Origin of the sequence: Pseudomonas sp. Sample_24 (genome assembly GCF_004307605.1) — a bacterium.
Taxonomy (GTDB): Bacteria; Pseudomonadota; Gammaproteobacteria; order Pseudomonadales; family Pseudomonadaceae; genus Aquipseudomonas.
On record NZ_RCNW01000015.1, the window covers coordinates 16,613 to 40,388 of the forward strand.

At 52.2% G+C, this 23,776-nt stretch carries 21 protein-coding genes; 12 read left to right on the forward strand and 9 right to left on the reverse strand.

What is annotated here, in order from left to right:
* Positions 1-94: 94 nt before the first annotated feature.
* Complete coding sequence (locus D8V06_RS00620) at positions 95-919, reverse strand: DUF115 domain-containing protein (RefSeq protein WP_130907813.1); 825 nt, start codon at positions 917-919, stop codon at positions 95-97.
* An 846-nt stretch (positions 920-1,765) separates the two neighbouring features.
* Between D8V06_RS00620 and hdeA the strand changes: the two genes are divergently transcribed.
* Positions 1,766-2,074, forward strand: a complete 309-nt coding sequence (hdeA, locus tag D8V06_RS00625) for an acid-activated periplasmic chaperone HdeA (protein ID WP_130904898.1) — start codon at positions 1,766-1,768, stop codon at positions 2,072-2,074.
* 880 nt (positions 2,075-2,954) lie between these two features.
* Here the strand turns inward: hdeA and D8V06_RS00630 are convergent.
* Positions 2,955-3,653 (reverse strand): DUF1120 domain-containing protein, encoded by a 699-nt coding sequence (locus tag D8V06_RS00630; RefSeq protein ID WP_177434307.1) that lies wholly within the window; start codon positions 3,651-3,653, stop codon positions 2,955-2,957.
* 1,732 nt (positions 3,654-5,385) lie between these two features.
* Here D8V06_RS00630 and D8V06_RS00635 point away from each other — a divergent pair.
* Together D8V06_RS00635 and D8V06_RS00640 are read left to right on the forward strand one after the other, a co-directional pair.
* Complete coding sequence (locus tag D8V06_RS00635) at positions 5,386-5,874, forward strand: sn-glycerol-3-phosphate transporter (protein ID WP_130904900.1); 489 nt, start codon at positions 5,386-5,388, stop codon at positions 5,872-5,874.
* A 934-nt stretch (positions 5,875-6,808) separates the two neighbouring features.
* Positions 6,809-7,528, forward strand: a complete 720-nt coding sequence (locus D8V06_RS00640; RefSeq protein WP_130904901.1) for a hypothetical protein — start codon at positions 6,809-6,811, stop codon at positions 7,526-7,528.
* An 864-nt stretch (positions 7,529-8,392) separates the two neighbouring features.
* Here the strand turns inward: D8V06_RS00640 and D8V06_RS00645 are convergent.
* A complete protein-coding gene (locus tag D8V06_RS00645) occupies positions 8,393-9,019 on the reverse strand; it encodes a DUF1120 domain-containing protein (protein ID WP_177434308.1) in 627 nt (208 codons plus the stop codon).
* Positions 9,020-9,214: 195 nt separating this feature from the next.
* On the reverse strand, positions 9,215-9,430 hold the full coding sequence (locus tag D8V06_RS00650; protein ID WP_130904903.1) for a hypothetical protein: 216 nt from the start codon (positions 9,428-9,430) through the stop codon (positions 9,215-9,217).
* Between the two features lie 213 nt (positions 9,431-9,643).
* On the opposite strand from D8V06_RS00650, the gene D8V06_RS00655 reads away from it, so the two are divergent.
* Both D8V06_RS00655 and D8V06_RS00660 read left to right on the forward strand, forming a co-directional pair.
* Positions 9,644-9,877, forward strand: coding sequence for a hypothetical protein (locus D8V06_RS00655; RefSeq protein WP_130904904.1), 234 nt, complete (start codon positions 9,644-9,646; stop codon positions 9,875-9,877).
* A gap of 57 nt (positions 9,878-9,934) precedes the next feature.
* On the forward strand, positions 9,935-10,189 hold the full coding sequence (locus tag D8V06_RS00660) for a hypothetical protein (protein WP_130904905.1): 255 nt from the start codon (positions 9,935-9,937) through the stop codon (positions 10,187-10,189).
* Between the two features lie 347 nt (positions 10,190-10,536).
* On the opposite strand, the gene D8V06_RS00665 is transcribed toward D8V06_RS00660, so the two are convergent.
* Both D8V06_RS00665 and D8V06_RS00670 read right to left on the reverse strand, forming a co-directional pair.
* Positions 10,537-10,887, reverse strand: coding sequence for a polymer-forming cytoskeletal protein (locus D8V06_RS00665; protein ID WP_177434311.1), 351 nt, complete (start codon positions 10,885-10,887; stop codon positions 10,537-10,539).
* Positions 10,884-11,804, reverse strand: a complete 921-nt coding sequence (locus D8V06_RS00670; protein WP_130904907.1) for a M23 family metallopeptidase — start codon at positions 11,802-11,804, stop codon at positions 10,884-10,886. The genes D8V06_RS00665 and D8V06_RS00670 overlap by 4 nt, the downstream gene beginning before the upstream one ends.
* Before the next feature lie 809 nt (positions 11,805-12,613).
* Between D8V06_RS00670 and D8V06_RS00675 the strand changes: the two genes are divergently transcribed.
* From D8V06_RS00675 to D8V06_RS00700, 6 genes are all read left to right on the forward strand, one after another.
* Positions 12,614-14,272 carry an arylsulfatase gene (locus tag D8V06_RS00675; RefSeq protein ID WP_130904908.1) on the forward strand — a complete coding sequence of 553 codons (1,659 nt, stop codon included), beginning with the start codon at positions 12,614-12,616 and terminating at the stop codon, positions 14,270-14,272.
* Between the two features lie 99 nt (positions 14,273-14,371).
* The gene (locus tag D8V06_RS00680) at positions 14,372-15,046 is read left to right on the forward strand and encodes a DUF3313 domain-containing protein (protein ID WP_130904909.1); all 675 of its coding nucleotides are present in this window, start codon (positions 14,372-14,374) and stop codon (positions 15,044-15,046) included.
* Between the two features lie 119 nt (positions 15,047-15,165).
* The gene (locus D8V06_RS00685; protein ID WP_130904910.1) at positions 15,166-16,167 is read left to right on the forward strand and encodes an HAD family hydrolase; all 1,002 of its coding nucleotides are present in this window, start codon (positions 15,166-15,168) and stop codon (positions 16,165-16,167) included.
* A gap of 138 nt (positions 16,168-16,305) precedes the next feature.
* Complete coding sequence (locus D8V06_RS00690; protein WP_241667751.1) at positions 16,306-17,088, forward strand: transporter; 783 nt, start codon at positions 16,306-16,308, stop codon at positions 17,086-17,088.
* Between the two features lie 43 nt (positions 17,089-17,131).
* Positions 17,132-18,400: an outer membrane protein transport protein gene (locus D8V06_RS00695; RefSeq protein ID WP_130904912.1), complete on the forward strand. Its 1,269-nt coding sequence runs from the start codon at positions 17,132-17,134 to the stop codon at positions 18,398-18,400.
* Between the two features lie 217 nt (positions 18,401-18,617).
* Complete coding sequence (locus D8V06_RS00700) at positions 18,618-19,076, forward strand: glycine zipper 2TM domain-containing protein (protein ID WP_130904913.1); 459 nt, start codon at positions 18,618-18,620, stop codon at positions 19,074-19,076.
* 435 nt (positions 19,077-19,511) lie between these two features.
* Here D8V06_RS00700 and D8V06_RS00705 read toward each other — a convergent pair whose 3' ends face one another.
* From D8V06_RS00705 to D8V06_RS00715, 3 genes are all read right to left on the reverse strand, one after another.
* Entirely contained in the window at positions 19,512-19,796 is a 285-nt protein-coding gene (locus D8V06_RS00705; protein ID WP_130904914.1) for a hypothetical protein, read from the reverse strand.
* Entirely contained in the window at positions 19,796-20,200 is a 405-nt protein-coding gene (locus tag D8V06_RS00710) for a hypothetical protein (RefSeq protein ID WP_130904915.1), read from the reverse strand. The genes D8V06_RS00705 and D8V06_RS00710 overlap by 1 nt, the downstream gene beginning before the upstream one ends.
* Before the next feature lie 305 nt (positions 20,201-20,505).
* Positions 20,506-21,480, reverse strand: coding sequence for a LysR family transcriptional regulator (locus D8V06_RS00715; protein ID WP_130904916.1), 975 nt, complete (start codon positions 21,478-21,480; stop codon positions 20,506-20,508).
* Positions 21,481-21,635: 155 nt separating this feature from the next.
* Between D8V06_RS00715 and D8V06_RS00720 the strand changes: the two genes are divergently transcribed.
* The gene (locus D8V06_RS00720) at positions 21,636-23,669 is read left to right on the forward strand and encodes an alkyl sulfatase dimerization domain-containing protein (RefSeq protein WP_130904917.1); all 2,034 of its coding nucleotides are present in this window, start codon (positions 21,636-21,638) and stop codon (positions 23,667-23,669) included.
* Positions 23,670-23,776 lie beyond the last annotated feature (107 nt).

Below are 23,776 nucleotides of genomic sequence, written 5' to 3' on the forward strand. Positions count from 1 at the left end.
TGTTTATTCAGGTCCTGTTCCATAGTGCCTACTCTGATAGGATCAAAACGAGTAACGAACTGTAAACTGCTAGCGGCATTGCTTGGCCGTGACATCAGCGAGCTCTAATCGTTGCGATATCTTTATAAGGTATGATGTCGCTTGAAATGCACGAGCTGCGGGAAAGATTGTAGACTTTGAAGTTTTTGCTGATGATTTTTTTTGCCATGAAGCGTAACGAAGGTAAAATCCTGGATTGGAGGTGTCGCTGGATATCACAAGGCGAAACAAATGAGTTGGTGTGCTCATAAAAGCGGCCGGACTGCTGATCAAGATCTACGCCCACTAAGTACACCTCATTAAATCCAAGATGATAGCAAAGCTGAAGCGCTACATAGGCAACGGTTCTCGCATCAAAAAAACCAGCGCTCATATTTTTACTGAATCCCAGAGAATTTTTTCGGGCGCTTAGTAGCGAGTAGTTCCTGACCAAATCCTTGTTGCGAAATATATAGTTTCGAAGTGATGATTTTCCAGGTTTGGATAAAAAATAAAGCTCACCCCTCGGTTGAATGTACTCACCCTCGACATGTTCTTGCCATAACGCTGTCCGCTGACTCAAGCGCATCGCAATATTAAACAGCGCTGGCTGTTGAGTGGAAAATTTCTTATCTGAGCAGACATAAAAATATGGGCGAACCGCAGTGCCCAAAAAGGCAGAAATGGCGCCATTCACGGTGATCATGGGGATGTGTGAAAATTGTTCAATCGGGAAATTTTTAGCGGAGGGCCCGGAAGCGATGATAAAAATCGGTCCGCTTCCAATATTTCGGCAATCGTCAAAACTATGTATGTCTAGCGCGTCCAGGTGGCGCTCGGCGCTTCCTTCTTCAAAAGGAGCGTTGTCCCTAATCACATCACCGCTGTCGACAAGCAACATATAGGTACCCTCTTTTTCATGTTCAGAAAGCTGTGCTGAACAAGCAGTCATTGCGCACGAGGACGGTATTGGCGATTCTCAATTTTTCATCCTGGCTACTGCACGCCTATACACTTCCAATTTCGCATTGATTGTTCATGCGTTTTTGCAAGGGGTCTGTAGGGAAAACCTTCATAGTGCTTATGCGGGCTCAAATGTAAGAGAGCTTTAGCCGGATGCGCGAAAAAGCATGACCCACCCAGAGCCTCGTGCTAGCCGTGGTCGAGTACACCTGGTCGGCAGGCACCAAACTGTGTATCGCGCTTAGCTGTTTAGCTATGTGGTTTCATCGGGGGGGGGGTATCAACATCGACCGTCTCTGTGCTGCGCCCAGAGCGCAGGCACTGGGTTTGGGTCAGGCAGATTTATTGATCGTCGCATTCATTCCTCCTGCATGAAGCAGGATCAGGATCCCGTCAATACGGTGAGTACCTGGTCGGGCTCTTGGTCAGCGCGTCAGCTTTTTAAACTAATGAGGAGCTCTAAACTACTTTCCGACCAGTTAATTAGGATAGTTCAACTTGTATCGGCCGCGGCAATACGAAGTTGTGGGTGATTACCTCCCAAAAATAAGGTGGTGCGCGTTATCAAAAATCACACCCAATACCTGTAGGGAAAGCCGCAAAAACAACTGTATGTTTTCGGATTATTTGCCACCTGCTTCAATTACGAATTATTTCGCGGAAAGTGCATAAAATGGCCCGTCTCGCTGCGCGCAATGGTCATTACTCACCTATATTAATGTGAGTGAGCGCCTGGTACAGGCGTGCACTTATCAATATCACTCCCTAATCCCGAGGTCATAAAATGCAAGCCAAGCAAGCGTTTATTGCGACTCTAGCGATTCTGGTTAGCTCCAGTGTTTTGGCGGCGAAAGCACCCAAAACTCCAGTGGATAAGTGGACATGTTCAGACTTCTTGGAGATGGATGAAGAATATCAGCCCAGTGCGGTCTTTTTTGTTGAGGGTTTTACTAAGTCGGGTACGCCTGTTGATGCCGTCATGGACGTCGATGGCACGCTTACACAAACCCCGCGAGTTGTCGACGCGTGCACTGAGAACCCGCAGGCTTCTTTCGTAAACACCATCAAATCGACAAAGGGCAAACAGCCCTAATGCAGTGAGCAGGCCTGGAGAAATACGGTCGTTCGCGGCTCATGCTATTTCTTCAGGCCGATTTGGCATTTTACTCAAGCTGCCTATTTTACCAATGCCCAACGCTTCTATCGATTTAACTAGTCGGAATACGCTAATGACCTGTTCACCAGTCGACATTCGCAGTGACGCCTGAATTCACTTAAATTCAGGCTGAGATTTTTGGCTGTTTGATACTGGGCAGGAGGAAGACCGTTATCCAAAGAGGATACATCCGTAAGTAGGCTAATTTTCAGCGCTGCGGATGTGCAAGGATGTTATCGAGCTCGAACCGTCTTGAGCGAACCGGTGGTGCCAAGAAGCGAGACGAATTGGCAGTACTGCAGGCAGCATCATCCCCATGAAGCGCTTCCGTTCATAGCGCTCTGCCAATCCGCCTCTGATTAACATTAAATACCAGAAACCAGTTTCTTTATGTAGGATAATCCTTCAGTTTCAACCGTTGTGCGCTTAGGTGTAGTTGACCGATACGCGCTATTTAGGCGCGGCAGGATATAAACCTAAGGGATGAGAAAAACCAGCTGAATACCAGGGTGTGCGGTTTTGCTGGCAATCATAATTCTTAGCTGGGCAGCGCAAGGCTGGGTTAAATATTAGGCGAGGCAGCCACGACTGCGATATTGCGTTTGGTCACCATGGGGCAGGCGCTCAATGGGTTATGCCGTTGGGATGTCGGACCTAAGCGTCAGTGCGCCGGGTTGTCTAATGAGGTTGCTGGCGCCCCCACTGGGGAGGGGGGACTTGTGAGGGCGTTGCATTACCAGCAACCTCCAACGCATTAGAGCGTAAATGTTGCGCAGTTACTGTCAGGAAATCCTGAGTGTCGTCAACTCGAGCTGCCTTAGAGGTAAATCACTTCCAAGGTCAGCAAGCCATTGAGAGGAATTGCGTTGCCGGTATTGAGGGTGGCAGTTGGAATAATGCCCGCTGAAATACCCAGCCCCTGGCTCACAGTCGCCACCGGCGCGGGCGCTGAGGGGGCTCCCGCTGGCGTCCAGGACATACGCCACGCGCTCGTGTTGAGCAGTTGGCCTGCGGTTGAGTCGACCCAAGAGGTACCGGCATCCGAGCTCACGATCATCTTACCTGCTGCGCCATCCACGCTAAGGTCGGCGCTTCTGGCCGTTACGATATAAGCACCAATGTTGGTGGATGTGGAATCTTGGCCCAGACCAAAGAGTTGGTCGGCTGAGGTGCCGGCGGGAAGGCCGCCTGTAAGCACAAGAGGGTTAACCGACGAGGCGCGGTTATCCAAAAGCTTGACCGCAAACTGCGCCGGCGCATCACAGATTACCGTCATGGTTTTTATCGGGTCCGATCCGCCCATATTGGGGGTGATGGGGGTGGCTTTGGTGCTGCTGAGCGAGGACATAGGAATCACGTTGTAGTTAACCTCCGCTCCACCCACCAGGTTGATATCACATGCAACAGGTACCAACTGGCCAATTAGGGTTAGATCAACAATTTGAGCCGCTTGAGATATGACGGAAAAAGGAGCAAAAAAAACCGCGGCGAGAGTGAGACTGGGCGAGATTTTCATTGTTTGCTCCAGGGACTCAAAAGGAAAATTACACGCACTCACATTCATACCGAGGGCGGTATCTGGCTGATGGCGATGCAAGCCATTGCAGCGCGACAGTATGGCGATAGGAAACTCTAACATTCATCGAGGATGACTAATTTTGGCATAGGACAATTCGCCGGGCCTTGTCTAGGCGTATTTAATGTCAACATTCGAGGAGGCGACTGTAGGGAAAACCTGCAAACTCTGCGAATCCTTCGACGGTTTCCATCACCTCCATCAACGTGTCGACAAGATGCTCGCCTCATTGAGCGCTTTTAAATAGCGCTCAGGCTTAGAACAAGACTGCTCAAGAGTTTGGAACATAGCATAGGGCTCGATAAGCACGCTGGTTCTGCTCGATAGCACTGCAGTGCTGCTGACCTCCAGTAATTTGGATACCAGCTGCATCGCGTTGGACTATTCGGTTGCCTTGTTTTTTCCTGTGCAATGATCTACCGCACTTATCCTTCCTGCTGTCGCCACAAGAAAGAAGGAATTCCCTACAGACGAAAAACAACCAAGCATTGAAATTGCTATCAAACGCCCCGTTCTCAAAGCGTCGGCCTGGGGCGGGTTAACTTGAGAAGATGATATTCGGAGCCGGTGTACTGTCGAATGACAGGCATGGGTGGCGTATAGATTCTTAGGCTGGGAGAAAGTGTAGCAAACGCTAAAGAGTTCGTTGGAAGCATCGAGTTTTTGATTGATGGTCTACATCGGAAATGCGCGAAAAGCCAGCTCCTTAGGTGTTCGCGCTTCTTAGGAGGTCGCTATGAATCAAATACAAGAAATTGGGGAAGTTGAAGCCAGTCCAATCCCTCGGGTCATTTCAGATGAAGAGCTGGCGATACATTTACAAAACTGCCTTCGTGCAAATGATCCGGGCCTTTTGCATAGTGTATTGAGTCACCTTGCTCGGTGCAAAGATTTAACGCAGCCCGCCAGCCCCCCCAGCAATCGACGCGCAAATCTTTTACGTAGGCTCTCGATGTCTACTGAGCCGAGTTTTGCTGATGTGCTTGCGATGACATGCGCTATCGGTTTTCGGATGCATTTTGAAGCCATGTCCACGTTGAGAGATCGAGCCAGTGACCATCGATGATAAAACAGGCGCGGCTGACAGCCAGGCTGCGCCGCAAACGCGGAGTGACTCTGACCGCAAGGTGGTTCGTTCATCTTCTTGCGATGCATTGTCGGAGTTGGATTGGCTTGACACCAAGCAGGCACTTGCCCTGCTAAACGCTATGACTCGGAAACGGCGGACAGGACCCCCGCCGAAACCGTTGACACGTTGGTAACGTGTCGGTGGGTGAGCGGAGGTGATGTAATCAACCAAGCTTACATATTAGGAGTGGCGCCGACGCTCCAGCTGGAGCGTCGTATTCCGGGGATGAGCCCGATAGACCGTCCGGGTCTGCGGGCTCACGGCAATTATAAACTCGCGGCCATCTGCTTCCAGCGACGTCCAGCTGGACGACGAGCGTGCGCATTTTTAGATAGCAGGACAGCTCTAACACACCGACAGGAAACCCTGAGTGGCGTTTGATAATTAATGCCGCAAATTGATGATTATTGTTTTTGGGCGTCGGCAGCATTCTGCTTAAAATTTTCGGCGAGACGCCAGGCGTCGTCCCTAATATTTTCATTGCACGCTCACCTATGAAATCCTTTTTAAGCGTGGGTGCATGCCTGCAGAGTGATTCGAAAAATGTCTAAAATTTATCGGCGACAGGTTTGGGGTCTATTGCTTTGCGGGCTATATCTGCCGGCGTTTGCGCAGGAGCCGTTGCAACAACAAAGCAAGGGTTTTTGGTACCTACAAACCAGTCTTTACACCCGTCACTATTCCGCAGATCCCGATCATAATAACACCCAGGAATTGTTGGGGCTGGAGCGCAACGAAGACTCCGGCCTATTGTTCGGGGCGTCCACGTTCAAAAATTCATTCAGTCAACGGTCGTTCTACTTGTATGCTGGAAAGCGTTTTGATAATCCCACCTATCCGGTGTACTTGAAATTAAGCGGTGGGTTGATTCAAGGGTACCACGGCGACTACAAAGATAAGATTCCGTTGAACCGTTTTGGTGTCGCGCCGGCGATTATTCCATCGTTAGGAGCGCATTTCGGCTCAGTAGCCACCGAGCTCGTATTGCTGGGCACCAGTGCGGCCATGATTACCGCCGGCGTCCGTCTTTAGCAGTAGAATTAACCGATGTCATGGGGGAGCAGTAATGCAATTTCTGCTCCCGGGGTAATGAGCAATCGCCCTTGAGCGACAAGCGCTCGCAGCAGTTTCCTGGAGACGTTGAACTTTACCTGACCGCCTTTCAGAGGCCGCCTCCCCCTTCCCAATGGCCGAAACGTGCGCGCAATCACGCCGATTGGCGTGGCTGGCATCCCGTGACTTTGCCTGCTAAAACCTCAAAAATAATCCAGGGTCAGCATCATGCTTTCACCAGCGACCTGCGGATGTGGCAAGTTGGTGAGCCTGTCTGCTCGGAGCACGTGGTTTTTCAGATAACCCGTTGCATTCACGGAGGTTCCTAACGAGGCCTGGACCGACGTGCGACACTCCAATAATTGAACGGCTATATAAGGTTTTCGCCCATCTGCCTGAAGCGCGGCCGGCGTGATCTGACACGATGGGTCTGTCACAAGCCCTTCAAAACGAATGGCGCCTGCATTGGTGGGCTCGAGTGCATAAACGAGTGGACTGAGCAAGAACAGGCAAGAGTACAAACATCCATATTTCATCGGGGTAAACCTCGCCAGTAGAGGCGTGGCCAGAAAGGCCAAGCACATTAACCATAACGGCGGGATTAGCTATTTCTTGAAGGGATATCCTACGGCGCACTGCTGGAATTCCTGCTCACTTTGAAGTCTTTGCGCAGACCTGAACGATTAAGGGATGGCAGGCTGACTAACGAGACAACCCGAATATCATCGGGTCGCCCGCAGAAGGGGCTAACCAAACGCTTTTGTGTCTGGCTGTGCACTCTTCATGCAAGCCCCTCCCGCTCCGCCACCTCAAATCGGGAAAACCCTACAGACAACATTGCGTGCAAAACTGCAAATTGAGGCCTCTCGCGTTCGCAGTTCCGCGTCCGCCCACATGAGCGTAGGGGATATCAATGCAATTTAAACTACTTGGCACCGTGGCAGTTTGCCTATTGCTCGCCGCGTGCTCAGATCCGAAGGATTATAAACTTTCACGAACCGGGGACTGGAAACAAGACCCGCAGCTTCAACGAAATATCCAACAGTTAACCGACCCGGACAGAAAACTAATCGGTGAATATCTGCTGCGAGCTGAAGAGATTCGCGCTACAGGAGGCGCAGTACCGGAATCTATTAGCATCGGCCAGGCTATTGAAAACCAAGCGCAATGGAACAGTGTGCAGGAAGAGCAGCAGGCCGCCGCTGCATTAAAAGCAAAGGTTGATGCCGATATGCAACAAAAAGCCGATGCCGTCAACGCTAAGGTGCTCGAGGAAATGCAGACCGCGCTCTCACCAGCTGTGGAGTCATTTGAGTATGTTGAAGAAAAAAAACAAGGTCACTTTAACATCGGGATGACCTTTGCCAATAACAGCAAGACAAAGATTGTTGGCATTACCGGTGACATTCTTATTCGCGATCAGGCCGGCACAGACCTGAAACATGCCTTTGTTTCGACCGATAGCGCCGTGCCGCCTGGAGAGGTTCTTAACCAAGTCTGGCGCCTGGATTACAACGCCCAGGTGGAGGGTGACAAGGTCTTGAAGGACGCTGACGCTTCTAAACTTGTTTTTGGATGGCAGCCACGCACTTATCGTTTTGCGGATGGCCGAGAAGTAACGCTGGGTGAATAAACCGTGGACGATCCAGGCGTGAGGGGGGCTTGAAGTATTTGCCGTCTCCGATCGCCAACGATCTAAAGCGGCCTACGTCGGGCCTGTTAAGCAATCGACATGCGCTTCGCCACCGCGAAGCCTCGCCGTTAAAGGAGATGCCGCCCAGCTGTCCTGCCGGTATGTGATGTAAATGGACAGCGGGCAGTGAGCGACGTATTAGCGAGTATAAAATACATGGTCGTTAACTATGTGCGCCACGACTCGCGTCTTACCAGCGCCTGATACATCGAGGCGCGTGGCGTATGCAGCGGGGCGCAGCATCGCTCTAGCATTCAATCTGACGTTCAGAGTTTTAGACGCCAGGATTACTTCTTGAGCGATGCAACCCATTGGGGGTTGCAGGGAAGTGAAGCTTTTCTTTAAGGATTTATTATCCTGGCTTCGGCGTATGACGCTATTTAAGCTGGTTCCAAGGGATTGCAAGTTGTATGACTAAGTTTGGATCTGATTTTTAGACAGAGAAAAACTATTCACCACACTTGGCAAATAAACACTTGCGGTGCGTGAGACTTACTTCATACACTATCAGCGGGTCACAGGGGAAACCTGAAGCAACTAGCAGCCCGACCGGGGGCACAACAAATCAGGCGACTTCCTGTGCGCCCACCTATTTAAGCTCACTTCCTGACAGCGATATCGCGCGCCGCGAAGAAGATGGTCGGCTTTGTGCTTAAACGCCTCCAGCGTTAACGACAGTATTTGGCAGTGCCGCGCCACATCCTAAGTGCGGCTCAGGTTCATGGTCAAAGTTTAATAGAGCAAGCCAAGCCGCCTCGAGCCCAAAAGCATATTCGCGCTTGCTCGTTAGCATTCGCTATGAGGTCAAAGGTATATCAATGTCAGCGTAGCCGAGCCATCCAGGTGTATTTCGGCACTGGTATTCAGTGTCGAGTATGGCGCAATAGCCGTCGCCAATCTCATCGTGCCGCTCATCGTGCTGAAAGGGCTGGGGGCTGACGACGATACTGTACTGAATGAGAGGATGTAGTTGGCTTGAGTTCCTACGTAGCGAGGAAATGGGCTAGCCCACGTAGTGCCATTGGTATCGCTAGAGGCGACAAAGCCTGCCTGACCATCGATGGCGAGGCCGCTAACAGGCACCTCAAACTCGTACCAGCCAATTTTATTACCCGAGATGTCAAGGCCCAATCCGAAACGAACATCTTTAACCGAGGAAGCGGTTCCAGCCCGATTATCAGTCCCTCTGATACCAACTAGCGTGGGGCCTGCACAAACAATCGTGAGCGGTGTAGTCTGATCGGGCAATCGCACTTCTGCATTCCGGCTTAACATGCCTACGGAAATGTCGCCAACATCAAAGTCGCTTGCCCCTACGGCAATGTCGCATGACGGCGGCTCAATGAGCCCCGTCACCGCTAGATTCGTTGAGGTTGCGGCCATGGCAGTCTGTGTCGTTAATAGAATCAGCAGCAAGGAACATTTTTTCATCGCCATTCCCTCGATATTTAAAGCTTGACCGTTACCTATTAATTTATTCCTTTGTAAACCGTGCTTTTCACCCTAATGCCCTAACTTCGGTGTCAGGCTACTGGAACATTCAAGCACAGTAGTGATTCTGTGCTGGCATTACCTATTGAGCGCTTGTCACGCCCTCTTCGCTGTAAGGGAACCCTTAAACTTGCACTATCTAAAACTGCGTTTGTTGAGCCATGGATGCGCTTCATCAAGTCGGCGCACTGATAAAAAACGATGGTGGTGCATTGTCCGGGAAGCCTTTTCTGGGTTGATGCTATCGCCTGCCTGCGAGGCATAGCGGCAGATCAGGCAGATTTTTCCTACGGCATAATCAAGGAATACTGACAGAGCGATAGTGGCGACCATCACTACCATCAAAGCCATCTCGCGAACACTCCCCCCAGTCAAAAGGCATCCAGCGCCCTGAGTGGACGATCGACATAAGGAGTGCTGCAGTGGCGGCGTGATGCTTCCTCGGTTCTGGTTCGACTCCAGAGCCGTGTATAAGCGTGAAGTATCTTGATATGTAAGCCGTGAACGGGCCCCGGCCATTTCATTCGATCTTCGTTCTGCTGGTATGAAGCAAGGAGCCTGCCCATGACCTCGGCACCCTGGATCGCTCCTGTAGAGATCGAACGTCTCGCTGGTGCCTTGGACGCATGGATGCCTTGTCCCTACTCTCGCTTAGCGTTGATGCAATGGTTGGAAGCATATTTGGCTTCTTGGCCCTCTAACGACCACAGGCTCATGGTTAATACGCAGCCCGCACAATCGATGCTTCATGAGCACTATCGCGAATGGGTTGAGGTATTCGATGAGTATCAACTCTGACGGGTTTTTTCCCTTTAGGTAATTATACGGAATTACCTTCCGCTGCCGGAGGATGTCATGAATAAATTGACCTTAATCGCCGACTTGCTGATTTTGCAGGGTCGAAACCAATGGGCTTTAGCCGCAGCCATCGCCGAGTTGAACAAGTGGGTAGCGCAACGCGGCTCTTTAGAAGTAAGCAAAAACGTGCAGGAGGCACTGGCGATGTTAGATGAATCGCTACTGCCGCTGAGCCGGGGTGTCGCTCGGTTGATCGAAGAAGCTGAACGGGAAGATGGCATCGTGGAGGCTAATAGCAACCTGCCCAGGTGAGGGAGTCGACATGCTGACCTGATTGGGCTAACTCAAGAACTCGTCTGGTTAATGAATTAGCGATCGAGCGCCAGAACAGCGCGAGCCGTTTGCGCGTTACCTCAAGTTTAGGGGCAATCCTCAACCTGAGCTCTGACTGACTCCGCTCAATGGTAAACATAAGTTAGGGTGAGACGCTCAATACTTAGCCTAGACATGTGAACTCGCCTTGGTCGCTCCATTCCCTCCTCTACCGCTTGCGGTGCTCATGAGCGAGCTCACTCCTAAAGCAGCCTTTTACGCCGCAGGGCTCCAGGCAGCGCCAAGCCGGTAACAGCTGGCGCGCCTTCACCCGTCGGCCGCGGCCATTAAGGATTATCGGTCTCCAACAGTACCGCTTGGCTAACCTCGGGCAATGGTGCCATGCTTTTTTCCTGGTTTTTTGTGGTAGCTGAAGAAGCGCCAGAAAAAAAGCCGCCACGCTCAATAATTAGTTGCTCGGCTTGAATAGTCCCCTGGATTCGGCCGCCGGCCAGAATCTCCACAACCTCGGCATAGACATCGCCTTCCATCATGCCTGACACGACCAATTCCCGCCCTCGCACCGTGCCGCGTACAGCCCCGGAAATGCCAATGGAGATGCTGTTCTGGCAGGCAATTTTGCCCTCCATAAAACCCGCGACCAATATATTTCCTGTCACACACAGCTCACCCTTCACTGAACAACCTTCGGCCAGAATGGTAAGCTGGCTATTTGAGACCATTGACTTTGTTTTATTAAAGACGCCCACGGGACCCCCTTTTCTTCAGTAAAAATGGCTTGGAAGTTAGTATTTGACCAGCGGACAAAATTGAGTGGGTCAAGGTTTTTCCCTCGATACAAAACTTCGTAGTGCAAGTGAGGGCCGGTACTACGCCCCGAATTACCGCTCTGCCCGAGTAGAGTTCCCTTGGCGACATAATCACCTGCCTTTACAGACAAGTGACTCAGGTGAGCGTAGCGACTGGAAAATCCCAGGCCATGCTGAACGACAATCTGTTGACCATAACCCCTGCTATTTTTCTTGGCTTCGCCAACAATGCCGCTTGCTGTCGCATAAACGGGTGTCCCCGTTCTTGCCCCGAAATCGATACCTCGATGATTGCGTATACGGTGCAAGATAGGGTGCATGCGCCTACCAAAGTAAGAGCTGATCCGGCTCGCCTTTTTAAGGGGCGAACCATTAGGGATTAAGTTGAACAGGAGTGTGCGTTCTGCCGGTTGTCGGGGTGCGGGGGTCACCGCCGGGGCAGGAGCGCTCACAGGCCGAGGCGCCGAAATGTTGTTTTCAGCGACCTTAATACGCAGCACTTGTAGCGGTTGCACCGCATTCGACGCGATGACCCTTTCAGTCTGTAAAGGGGGTATGAGGTCGCTTTTCTGCTGCTGCACTACCGGTTCTTTATGCAGGGTCGACAGTTGGGTCTTGGCTTCGGCTAATGCCGATAAGGTCGATACGAGAGCGACGCCCATAACCGTGATGACGCCCACCAGCCCGACGCAGGTGACGCAAAAGGCAATTTTGGCTTTTGACGAAATGACAATATCTCGTGAGCCGCCAAGGGTTGAAAAAGTTACCACCAGTTCATGTTTCATCGTGCCCGACAGCCTCTGTAAAAACGAGAGCTGACCTGGTCAGTAAGAATTGAACTCTCACACAGATCGCCACGTGTATGTAGGTTGGCGCCTGACTCATAAGCAGGTACATGCGAAGCTTGAGTCCACCGCAGAAAGCCTTCCGGGGCTGACTCCTGGGAAGGGGCGGTTTGCGGGCCTGGCAACGGGCCAACATGTTTGCGCATCCGATTGGTACAGCCCCGAGGGCGCTATGCGCAGCACCTTTCGAGCCTTGTCAGGTCGCATTGCGGGATGAATCGTCGGCGACGTACGTCTTAAGACGACGCTGGATGATGGGGCGATTATCGCGATCATGGCGCGCAGAAAGGATCATCGGATCCTTCAGAGTGCGTAGGGAAATACTGCCTTGCCTTGTCGAGAGATTGCGAGGGGGGCCTTGTCACCATCAATGATCTAGACAAGCCCCAAAGGCTGTTCACAGGCAATACAACCGATGAGCGCAGCGGTGTGCCTGCGCCGAGCGAAAATCGACCACTCCTTCACTGAGAGTGAGCGCTGTCTGTGGGCGATGGAAAGGCTCTTTTGCAATCGCTCTTTATATTTGTCCAGCTTTTTTCGGTAGCCAATACGGCGCACCGGATAGTGACGTGTTTTTCCATCAGCGCCCTGACCATGCACTTGCGAGCGCAATATTCAGGTTTTACCTACAGCACTCCTTCCCTGCACATGCCTAGGCTAATAACGCGGTGGTCAATGCACCAAGGGTCAATGTTGCTGTGCACTCATCACTCGGTTGCCAACACCATGAAACAATGAGGAACTCTGGTATGGAATCGTTATCGGATCGCTTTAAGCTTTCTATCGTGTTTGCTGCACTTTTATCATTGACTGGATGGGCTCAGGCCGCGCAGACGGAAAAAACGAACATCCTGTTCATCGTCTCCGATGATACTGGCTATGGCGATCTGGGTCCTTACGGAGGCGGCGTCGGGCGAGGCATGCCTACCCCCAGCATCGATCAATTGGCTGCGGATGGCACCACGTTTTATTCCTTTTATGCCCAGCCCAGCTGCACGCCAGGCCGTGCGGCGATGCAGACCGGGCGCATTCCCAATCGCAGCGGTATGACTACCGTGGCTTTCCAAGGGCAAGGCGGCGGGTTGCCAGCGGCCGAATGGACGCTCGGCTCAGTGCTTAAAACCGGTGGCTACGACACTTACTTTACTGGCAAGTGGCATTTGGGCGAGGCCGACTACGCGCTACCCAACGCTCAGGGATACGACGTTATGAAATACGTCGGCCTGTATCACCTCAATGCCTACACCTATGCTGATCCTGAATGGTTCCCAGACATGGATCCCGAAACTCGGGCGATGTTTCAACGGGTGACCAAGGGCGCGCTCTCGGGCAAGGCAGGTGAAAAACCGATCGAAGAGTTCAAGATCAACGGCCAGTACGTGGACAAACCGGTGATCGATGGCAAGCCCGGTGTGGTAGGCATTCCCTTCTTTGACAACTATGTAGAAAAAGCCGCTTTGGAGTTCCTCGACACAGCAGCCAAATCGAACAAACCGTTTTTTATCAACGTCAATTTTATGAAGGTGCACCAGCCCAACCTGCCAGCACCGGAGTTTGTGCACAAGTCGATTTCCAAATCCAAATATGCCGATTCGGTGGTCGAACTGGACACCCGCATTGGCCGCATCATGCAAAAGCTCAAAGCGCTGGGTTTGGATAAAAATACCTTGGTGGTTTACACCACCGATAATGGCGCTTGGCAAGACGTTTATCCAGACGCCGGTTACACACCATTTCGCGGCACCAAGGGCACGGTTCGTGAAGGGGGCAATCGTGTACCGGCGATCGCTGTCTGGCCAGGCAAAATTAAGCCCAATACAAAAAACCATGAAATCCTCGGCGGCCTGGATTTGATGGCAACATTTGCTTCTGTGGCCGGGGTGAAATTGCCTGAAAAAGATCGTGAAGGTCAGCCGATTATTTTCGACAGTTACGACATGCTCCCGATGCTCACTGGCCGGAGCCCTTCGCCGCGTAAAGAGTGGTTTTATTTCACCGAAAACGAACTGTCACCGGGCGCAGCTCGCGTCGGCAACTTCAAGGCGGTGTTCAACTTGCGGGGTGACGATGGCGCACAAACCGGAGGGTTGGCGGTAGACACCAACCTAGGATGGAAGGGTGCGGAAAAATACGTAGCTATCGTGCCGCAAGTATTTGACTTACTGCAAGATCCGCAAGAGCGTTATGACATCTTTATGAATAATTTTACCGAACACACCTGGACCATGGTGCCGATCTCCAGCGCCATCATGAAACTGATGAAAACCTACGTGGATTATCCTCCGCGCAAAATGCAAAGCATGGGATATGACGGCCCTATCACACTGTCGCAGTATCAGAAGTTTCAATCGGTCCGTGAACTTCTGAAAAAGGACGGCATTAACCTGCCAATGCCATCCGGCAATTAATCAAACCACGATAATGGCAGCCTCGGCGAGGCTGCCATCGCGACTTGATGTGGGCGTATATCTGTTAACCCGTGAAGTAATTATTGCCGGGAGCATCAAATGAAGATTGCCTATCAATGGTTTGTCGGTGTGCTGGTAAGTAGTTTGCTGGTCACAGGATGCACTTCGAAAATAACTGAAAGAGATCAGTTTTCAGGTTTTCTAACCAACTATGACGATCTACAGCCGGTGAAGTCGGCCAGCGGCCACCCGGTATTGCGCTGGGTTTCGCCTGATTTCAAGCCGGCAGGTTATGACACTGTGGTGTTCGACCGTCTACAAATCTTTTTAGCCATTAAGCCGACTGAGCGGGTCAACCTGCAAACGCTGCAGCAGATTCAATCATTCAGCAGTGACAGCGTGAAAGAGGTGCTCAAACAGACCTATCGCGTCGTTCCCGATACTCAATCGGTACCACTCGGTGCAAAGGCCATGCTCATGCGCACGGCCATGACAGGTGTTGCTGCGACCAATGAGGGCATGCGTTGGTATGAAGTGGTACCGATCGCTGCCGTGGTCGGTGCTACAGAAGCCGTCACCGGTTACCGCGATCAAAACACTGAGCTGTATATCGAGGTGGAGTTTATAGATCTGGCCACGGGCAAGCCATTGGCCAAGGTCGTACGTAAGGTATTTGGCACGCCTCTGAAAAATAGCACCCAACAAATCACCGTTGATGACTTCAAAGCAGCCATTAGCGAGACGGTGAGCGATCTGAAAACGTTCCTGAAATAACAACTGATGCGCAGGACACCGACCTCCGTCCCACGTAATGGTTGGTCGATGCTCAGCGCCGACCATAAGCGGTGGATGATTTCTGGCCCACGGGCTCACCCGGTTTTAAGGATAAAGTGATGAACCGAACTGTATTAACTCGTCCATTCCTGCGTTGGCTCTGGCTAATCTTATGGTGGCCGTTGCTACTGCAAGCAGCCGAACCATTGCCCTCTTGGCAAGACGGCTCTTCCCGACGCGCCATCATTGAATTTGTCCATGCAGTCACGACCAAAGGCTCCAAGGACTTTGTTGCCCCGGCGGCGCGTATTGCCGTGTTTGATAACGATGGAACGTTATGGAGCGAGCAGCCGGTGTATTTTCAAATGCTGTTCGCTTTAGCTGAGGTCAAACGTTTGGCGCCGCAGCATCCCGAATGGAAAACTCAGCAACCGTTCAAGGCGGTGTTGGAGAACGACATTAAGACCTTGGCTAACAGTGGTAACGAGGGGTGGTTGAAAATTATTTATGCCACTCACACTGGCATTAGCACACAAGCATTTTTGACTAACGTCCGTAACTGGATGGCCCAAGCAGTTCACCCCAAGACTCATAGACCTTACACCGAAATGGTCTACCAACCCATGCTGGAGTTACTCGCTTATCTGCGAGGAAACGGCTTTAAAACCTATATCGTCTCCGGGGGCGAAGTGGCCTTTATGCGCGCTTGGACAGATAAGGTCTATGGCATTCCTCCCGAACAAGTGATCGGCACTTCCTTCTACGGCGAGTACAAATATAACGGTGGCAAGCCGCTGATCATGCGCCTACCTAAAATCGCCCAAAACGACGATGGCCCTGGCAAGCCGGTCAGTATTGAAGCGGTGATTGGTCGTCGTCCGATTTTTGCCTTTGGTAATTCTGACGGTGACCAGCAAATGTTGCAATGGACCGCTGCGGGTACTGGCAAGCGCTTTATGGGTTTAGTGCATCACACGGATGCACAGCGGGAATGGGCCTACGACCGGGACTCGAAAGTCGGCAAGCTTGACAAGGCGTTGGACGAAGCGCTTAGCAGGCATTGGACGGTCGTGGATATGGCTAAGGAGTGGCGCGTCATTTATCCGCCGCAAACGCATTGAGCGCCGAGCGGCGCGTCGTTGTCGGAAGCCCACGGGCTCTGACAGATTTGGCCGCTTCGCTTAGGCCTACTTGGATTTCTCTATCTCCCATCGGGATGAGAGCTGCATATGCGCAAAGGCTATCCATGTGTGTCGCTGATGATGCTGGCGATCAGTTGGTCGCAAACCGGGCTTGCTGACAACCAGGCAGAATTGGCCAAGCAATCGCTTAATCCAGTCGCCGCTCTTTACAGTCTGCCGATTCAGTACAACTGGGATCAAAAACTGGAGCCTGGAAGTGATGGTTATCAAAGCGTCACGAATATCCAGCCGGTTTTGCCTTTTAGCCTCAATGACGAGTGGAGCCTCATTTCCCGCACCATTTTACCGATCGTTGATCAGCATGGCTTGGGCCCGGGTGGGGCCCAAGATTCATCCGGCGTCGGGGATATTACGCAGAGCTTGTTTTTTTCGCCCAAGCAGCCGACTGAAAACGGATGGATTTGGGGGGCTGGTCCCGCGCTGTTACTCCCCTCCGGCAGTGATGAGCGGCTAAGCGCTGAGCAATGGGCGGCCGGCCCCACAGCGGTTGCTCTCAAACAGAGCGATGGCTGGACCCGGGGTATTCTCGCCAATCACCTCTGGACACTGGATAACAGTCCGCCAGATGACAAAAACAAGGTCAATCAAACGTTTGCTCAACCGTTTTTTAGTTACACCACCAAGACCTACACCACCTACGGCATCAATACGGAATCTACATACGATTGGCAGGCCCGTGAATGGTCAGTTCCCATCAACCTTTTCGTGAACCAGTTGTTCAAGGTGAGCCGGCAGCCCATGAGCCTACAGGTCGGGCCGCGATACTGGGTCGAGAGTCCGCGAGATGGTGCTCAAGGTTGGGGATTTCGAGTGGCGTTAACCCTGTTGTTTCCCAAGTAACCTCTATAACCCCCTGCTTTTTTATTGAAAATGGAATTTACCCATGTACATCAGACCCTTAGTTCTGCTTGTTCTCGCTTGGCTTGCGCTATGCAGTTCGCCCGTTTGGGCCGGCGGTATCTTGTTATATGAAATCGGTACCGATAACGCCGGATTGGCTAATGCCGGCGCTGCGGCTCGTGCCCAAGGCCCGTCAACCATTGCGAGCAATCCGGCCGGCATGAGCTATTTATCCGGAACGCAAATCTCCGGCGGTTTGCAGGTGATCTACGGCGATCTGACCTTTGACCGTGATTCTGGTAGCAATGTGTCCGGCAGCGGCAGTGGTAACGCGCTCGACCCACTGCCGAGCGGCAGCTTTTTCATCAGTCATGAGCTTGACGATCATTGGAGCGTAGGCTTTGGAGCTTACGGGGACTTCGGCCTGGCAATCAATTATGACAACGACTGGTCCGGACGTTATTTTGCTCAAAACTCAAGTTTGCTCGGGTTGTCGCTGGTGCCCAGCGTGGCCTATCGCTTTAACGAGCAGTGGTCGGTGGGCCTAGGCGTTAAGGCAATGTACGGTATGCTGCAGGCGCAGACGGCCATTGATCGTTCTCCTTTGGGCGGCAGCGATCGCGCAGATGGTCAATACAAGTACCAGGATGGCACTTGGGGTTATGGCGCCAACGTCGGGGTGATCTATGCCCCGCAACCTGGCACACGCATTGGTCTGGCTTACACCAGTCAAATCGATCTGGACTTCGAAGATCGGCTCGACGTCAAGGGCCAGGGGCCGGTGCTTGATCGGATCAATAATACCAAGACGGAACTCGACTTGAAGGTGCCTCAAACGCTGACCTTGAGCCTGTTCCAGCAATTGAACCGGCAATGGGCCTTATTGGCCTCGGCAAACTGGCAGGACTGGTCGGAATTTGGCGACATTGGCGTGCAGGTCGATACGAGCGCGTTAGGCTCACAATCAACGACCGTGGACGCTGGTTTTAAGGACACTTGGCACCTGTCCCTCGGTGCGCAATACCAAGCCACCGAACAATGGTTATGGAATGTCGGTATGGCCTACGACAGCAGTGCCGTGTCCGATAGCCATCGTAGCGTCATTGTTCCCATGGGTGAATCCTGGCGCCTTGGAACAGGCGCCACTTATGCCTTGAATCGGGACACTGAGGTTAACGTGAGCTGGGCCTTGGTTTGGCTCGGTAACATGCCGGTGGAGCAGAGCAAAACAATATCGGGCAATCAAATCTCCGGGCAATTTGACAAAGCTTGGATTCAAAGCCTGAACACCAACATGACTTGGCGATTTTAAAGTGCCGTTGGGCACGATGCTCCAGATCGCATCGCGCACGGCAGGTACTGTAAACCGGGGGCATCGAACGTCCCTTCGGGACCGTGCCTGACGCAACCACTCATGCGACCCCGTTATCGACATGTGACGGGGAGGCTTTGTCGTCATAACTGCAAATTCATGAAAGAACGCAACAAACCGGTATGACCACTGACGTCCTAGCAAGAGGTGCGTAATGATGAAAATGATTCTGTCTTGGCTGATGATCACTGCATTGACCGTCCTTACCACAGCCTGTTCCACCGTAGGCTCCACCGAAGGCGGTGCGGGTGAAGTGCAAATACGCTCAGGGAAGATCGAGCAAATAATGCTGACCCAAATGCAGACCAATCATGATAGTGGCGTTGGTGCCGTGCTCGGTGGTCTGGGCGGGCTTGGGATTGGCAGCCTGATTGGACGTGGTACCGGACGGGATGTCGCCATGGTTGCCGGCGCACTTGCGGGGGCAGCAGGCGGCAACTATGTCGAGAAGAAAAAGTACGATCAGCCACAAGAGGCCCAGCAGATCATCGTACGGGTTACTAGCGGTGTGTTGGTTTCGATTACTCAGCCGATCAATCCGGCATTGAGTAAGGGTATGAGCGTGTACATCGAAGGCACAGGCAACAATGCTCGAGTTCTACCGCAAGGACAATGAGCTTTTTTTCATCGATCTTGACAACTTCAGCCGTAACAACTGTCCGTTGAAAATCTTTACTCGGTGGGAGGCCCCTCTGCCAGCATTTGAGATTTTTGATACGGTTAGCCAGTGCTCACGAAAGTCGGCCTCCAGTTGAAGATCACCGGCCGTGGGCATCTCTTGATAAGGTGAAGCATGCAGAATTCGAGGGGATAACACGTCAAGTGCTTCCCCTCTGCGGTCCTGACACCGAACTGAAGAAGTCAGTGCAGTAGACTTACCGGTCGGAGTGAGTGTGCAGGATGGGATGCTCACCAGCGAACCGATTTTCTACATAGGCTTTCTAATTGCATGTTAGCGCCAGTTCAGTGGCGGCATGCTCAAGTCTTGAAGACAAACGTTGATGTCAATACTGCAGGCAGATGCGCCTGGCGCTTATGTTGTATACCACGTTTATTGCCAGAGATGGTGGCGTATGTTTTTCATCACGCTTTCAAATTCTGGTGCTTGCAGCTCGGCCAAGGCGATTTGCATGGCTTTAAGTTTGCGTTGGTGGCGCCGTCTTGCATGTCGTTGGCTCTCGTTAGGCTCAACTTTATACTCACAGACGTCTACGTCTTCAAAAATGACCCGCCAGACGGCCAACCCATTAGGATCCTTGGCCAGGGTGGAGAACCATTGTTGCCAATAGTCAGGCCGCTCGTTGTATGAGCGTGCAACTGAATGATTGATCGCCATTAGTCATTCCTCAATGCCATCAGGGTTGAATCAGTTACGATCTGTACGAGCTGTCGGAGTACATCATTAAGAAAAGGCGCCAATTTGTCGTTGCCCAGGGCCACAAGTGCGCGCTGCATGGCAGTCAATTTACGGACCTGTCGTTCGAGGGCGTGACGCGAAGTCTCATCATTGCGGATGTAGCGAGCTCGCACTTCGTGTTCAAGAAGGCCGTCCAAATCCATCTTTAACAGTACAGCGGGTCCTTGTTGGAGTTGTTGGAAATATTCCAACCAATATTCGATTCGCTCCTCATAAGGCGGGCAGACGCCCTGCTGGAAACTCGTGCTCGCTGATAGTGTCTTTTGCGAGGGAAAGGCTCGAACAGTTTTGCGCACTGGCCTGGTAGTAATGGTCTGCATCATGTTACTCCAGCAGCAGAAGGATCCTGCAATAGGCCCAGGTGGTCCCATTGTCGTTCAAAGGAACCTCGGCTCTGCTGCAAGTCCGGTGGGAGGCTCAAGATGTGTCAGTCTAAGAGTCAGGACATTGGCGGAGCTGTAAGGAATTACTGAAGTTGCTAGCTGGTTTGTCGCCTGCGCAATGAGTGACATCCTCCGCGGCCAATGGCTCACTACAGGAGGGGCAGGACGATAGTCATCCAGAGAACGGAACAGGTGAGGTCCGCAGCGATGTCTGGCGTTTCTATTTGGCTATTGGCCTAAGGGCGTTACGGAGTATCACTTGGCAGCCCCATTAAATGGGCCAAATGGCGCTCACGTTGACCGATCTGTTCTTCCATCGTCCGCACTTCCTTCATGTACAGGTGGACCGCAGGCGGCAACGACCGCTCTTTAAGATGGATGAAGCCATAATGAGTCTTCAGCGTCAGATCTTGAAGAGGTAAGGCGACGATTTCACCGGCCACTAACTCCTGCTCAAAGGTCGACAGGTAACCCAACGCCAAAGCATTGCTGTTCTCGACGAAGGCCTTCATTTGCATTGGTACGTTGATCTCAATCGCCGGCACGAAATCCCCATTTGCCACATCGTAAACACCGGCACAGCCCAGGGTAGCCGGCAACAAATGCGAAGCTAGTCGCAGCGGAATGCGCGACGCTACCCAAGGATAATCGAGTGTTTGCGCCACGTTCATAGACAAGCGCTGTGCAAGCAATGGATGCCCGGGGCGACAAAATAATCGGCCCACGTGCTCACCCACCAGTTCGCAGGCGAACTCCTCTCTCCCGCGTAATGCGCTGATCTCGGCAATTCCTAAATCAACCTCTCCGGTAGCAACTTGATGCGCCACATCGGCCCAGCCGCTCACATGCGCGGTGATTTTTATTTGTGGATGGCAGGCATGCAATCGGGCAATGCTAGCAAAACCACTGGTGATGCTTGAATACGGACCAAGCGCTACCTTGAGCGAGCCATTTCCGCCCCGCGCGAGCAAGGCAAGATCACGTCGCAAATCTTCTTCTGCCATCAAGAGATGCTGGCTTTTCTCTCGAAGTAGTTCGCCAAACGCAGTCAACCTAATGCCTTCCCGGCGTCGGTCGAACAAGATGACTCCAAGCTCACGCTCGAGTAATTGGAGGCTTTTACTCAGCGCGGGCTGAGAAACGCCCAAAGCCTTAGCGGCTCGGCCAAAATGGGCATATTCAATCAGCGCTAAAAATTGACGGAGGCGCCAAGGCGTCATCTCATAACCTTTATGTTATTCATTATGGGGAATTTAGAATTTCTCGTTATAAAATGAGTATGTTAATAATCTGCTGCAAGGTCAAGTTGCCGATGTTGATACCCGCGCAAACGGCAGGCTGACGCTTCTAGCAGATTTTTGGCAAAGGAAAACTCATGTTTAGCAAGACCCTCAAAATAGCTTTGGTAATGACTTTTGGCAGTGGCCTCTGCCCTGCTGTCTTCGCTGCCGACACCACGGCTAGTAGTGGTGACTCGACCTCGACTCCGAATGTGCACTTCGACAGCAAAGGTAAAGCACCTTCGTCCTACACCATCGAATTGCAAAATGCAGCGCGACAGTCTCTGCCCTTTGCTGACCAAAGAGACCTGGCAGAGGCTAAAAAAGGGTTTATTGCAGCTCCACCTTATAAACAGATCATGGCCGATGCCGGGAACGTTGCCTGGAATATGGGCAGTTATGATTTTCTCCTAGACGGAAAAGATTACGACAGCATCAACCCTTCGCTTCAGCGTCAAGCTGTCCTCAATATGGCCTATGGGCTATATGAGGTAGTGCCCGGCAAAATCTACCAAGTCCGCGGTTTTGACTTGGCGAACATCACCTTTATCAAAGGCGATACGGGTTGGATCATTTTCGATACCCTGACGTCGAAGGAAACAGCCAGAGCCGCCTTGGCCTTCGTTAATGAGCAGCTGGGCAAGCGTCCAGTGGTTGCCGTCGTATTTTCCCATTCTCATGCTGATCACTTCGGTGGCATTCGCGGCTTGGTCGACGAGGCCGATGTGCGCAGTGGAAAAGTGGCTGTGATTGCCCCCAAAGGGTTTATGGAGCATGCGGTAGCCGAGAACGTCTATGCAGGCACCGCCATGAACCGACGTGCGTTCTTCCAATACGGCATGTTGCTGCCGCATAGCCCTTACGGGCACGTCGATATGGCAATTGGTAAAAATACCGCCATCGGCGATATGGGGTTGATCGAACCCAACCGGTATATCGACAAAGATTTTGAGAATATGACCATTGATGGTGTGCAAATGGAGTTCCAAAACACGCCAGGTACCGAAGCGCCCGCCGAGATGAACACCTGGTTCCCGCAATTTAAGGCATTCTGGGCCGCCGAGAATATTACCGGCACCATTCACAACATCTACACCCTTCGCGGCGCCTTGGTTCGCGATCCACTGGTGTGGTCGAAGAACATCAACAATGCCTTGTATCGTTACGGACAACAGGCTGAGGTTATGTTCGCCGCGCATAGTTGGCCGCGCTGGGGCAGCGAACGGATTCAGGAAGTCATGCGCGCCCAGCGCGATGCGTATGCCAACCTGAACAATGCCGTGCTACATGCCGCCAATCAGGGCGTAACCATCAATGAAATCCACAACGTCTACAAGTTGCCGGAAAGTTTGAAAAACAACTGGGCAACCCATAGCTACCACGGTTCGGAAGAACACAACAGTCGCGCTGTGATCAATCGCTACTTGGGTTACTGGGATGCCAATCCGGCGACGCTGATGCCGCTGTCCCCCAAGGATTCAGCGCCGCTGTATGTCGAGATGATGGGCGGCGCCCAAAAGATTCTGGTCAAGGGCCAAAGCTTGTTCGATCAGGGTAAATACCGCGAAGCCTATGAGATTTTGAATAAATTGGTGTACGCCGAACCGAAAAATAGCCAGGCCAAAGATTTGTTGGCGGACGTCTACGAACAAGTCGGTTATCAGAAGGAAAGCGCCGGAGTGCGCAACAGCTTCCTTGCGGCGGCCTATGAATTACGCCACGGCATGCCTGAGGGGGTACCGCCAAACTCCACCGGTCCTGACATTATCCGCGCCATGAGCACGGAGTTGTGGCTTGAAGACCTAGGTATCCGCTTGGACGGCAGTAAAGTCGCAGACAAACACTTTGTTTTGAATCTTAAAACGCCCGACAACGGTGAGCAGTTTGTCGTTGAGTTGAGCAATTCGACCTTAACCAGCATCAAAGGGCAGCAAGCTAAAAATCCAGACCTGAGCATTACTGTCGATCGATCGGCGCTCGAAGCCTTAATGGCCAACAAGTCCAGCTTTCAGCAGCTTGTCGCAGACGGCAAGGCGCAAGTGGAAGGCGATCGGCAACATCTGAAAATAATGGATGCCATCACGCCGTTTACGCCGGCGTTTGAACTGGTACCTGGCACTAAGCAATAAGCTAGGCACGCCGCGTATTCCGCCTGCTGCAGGCTGAGTCGCGGCGCACTGGGAAACCGCGCCGCCAGCGCACAAGGACGTCGCTGGGGCTCACTCGCTTGAGGTCC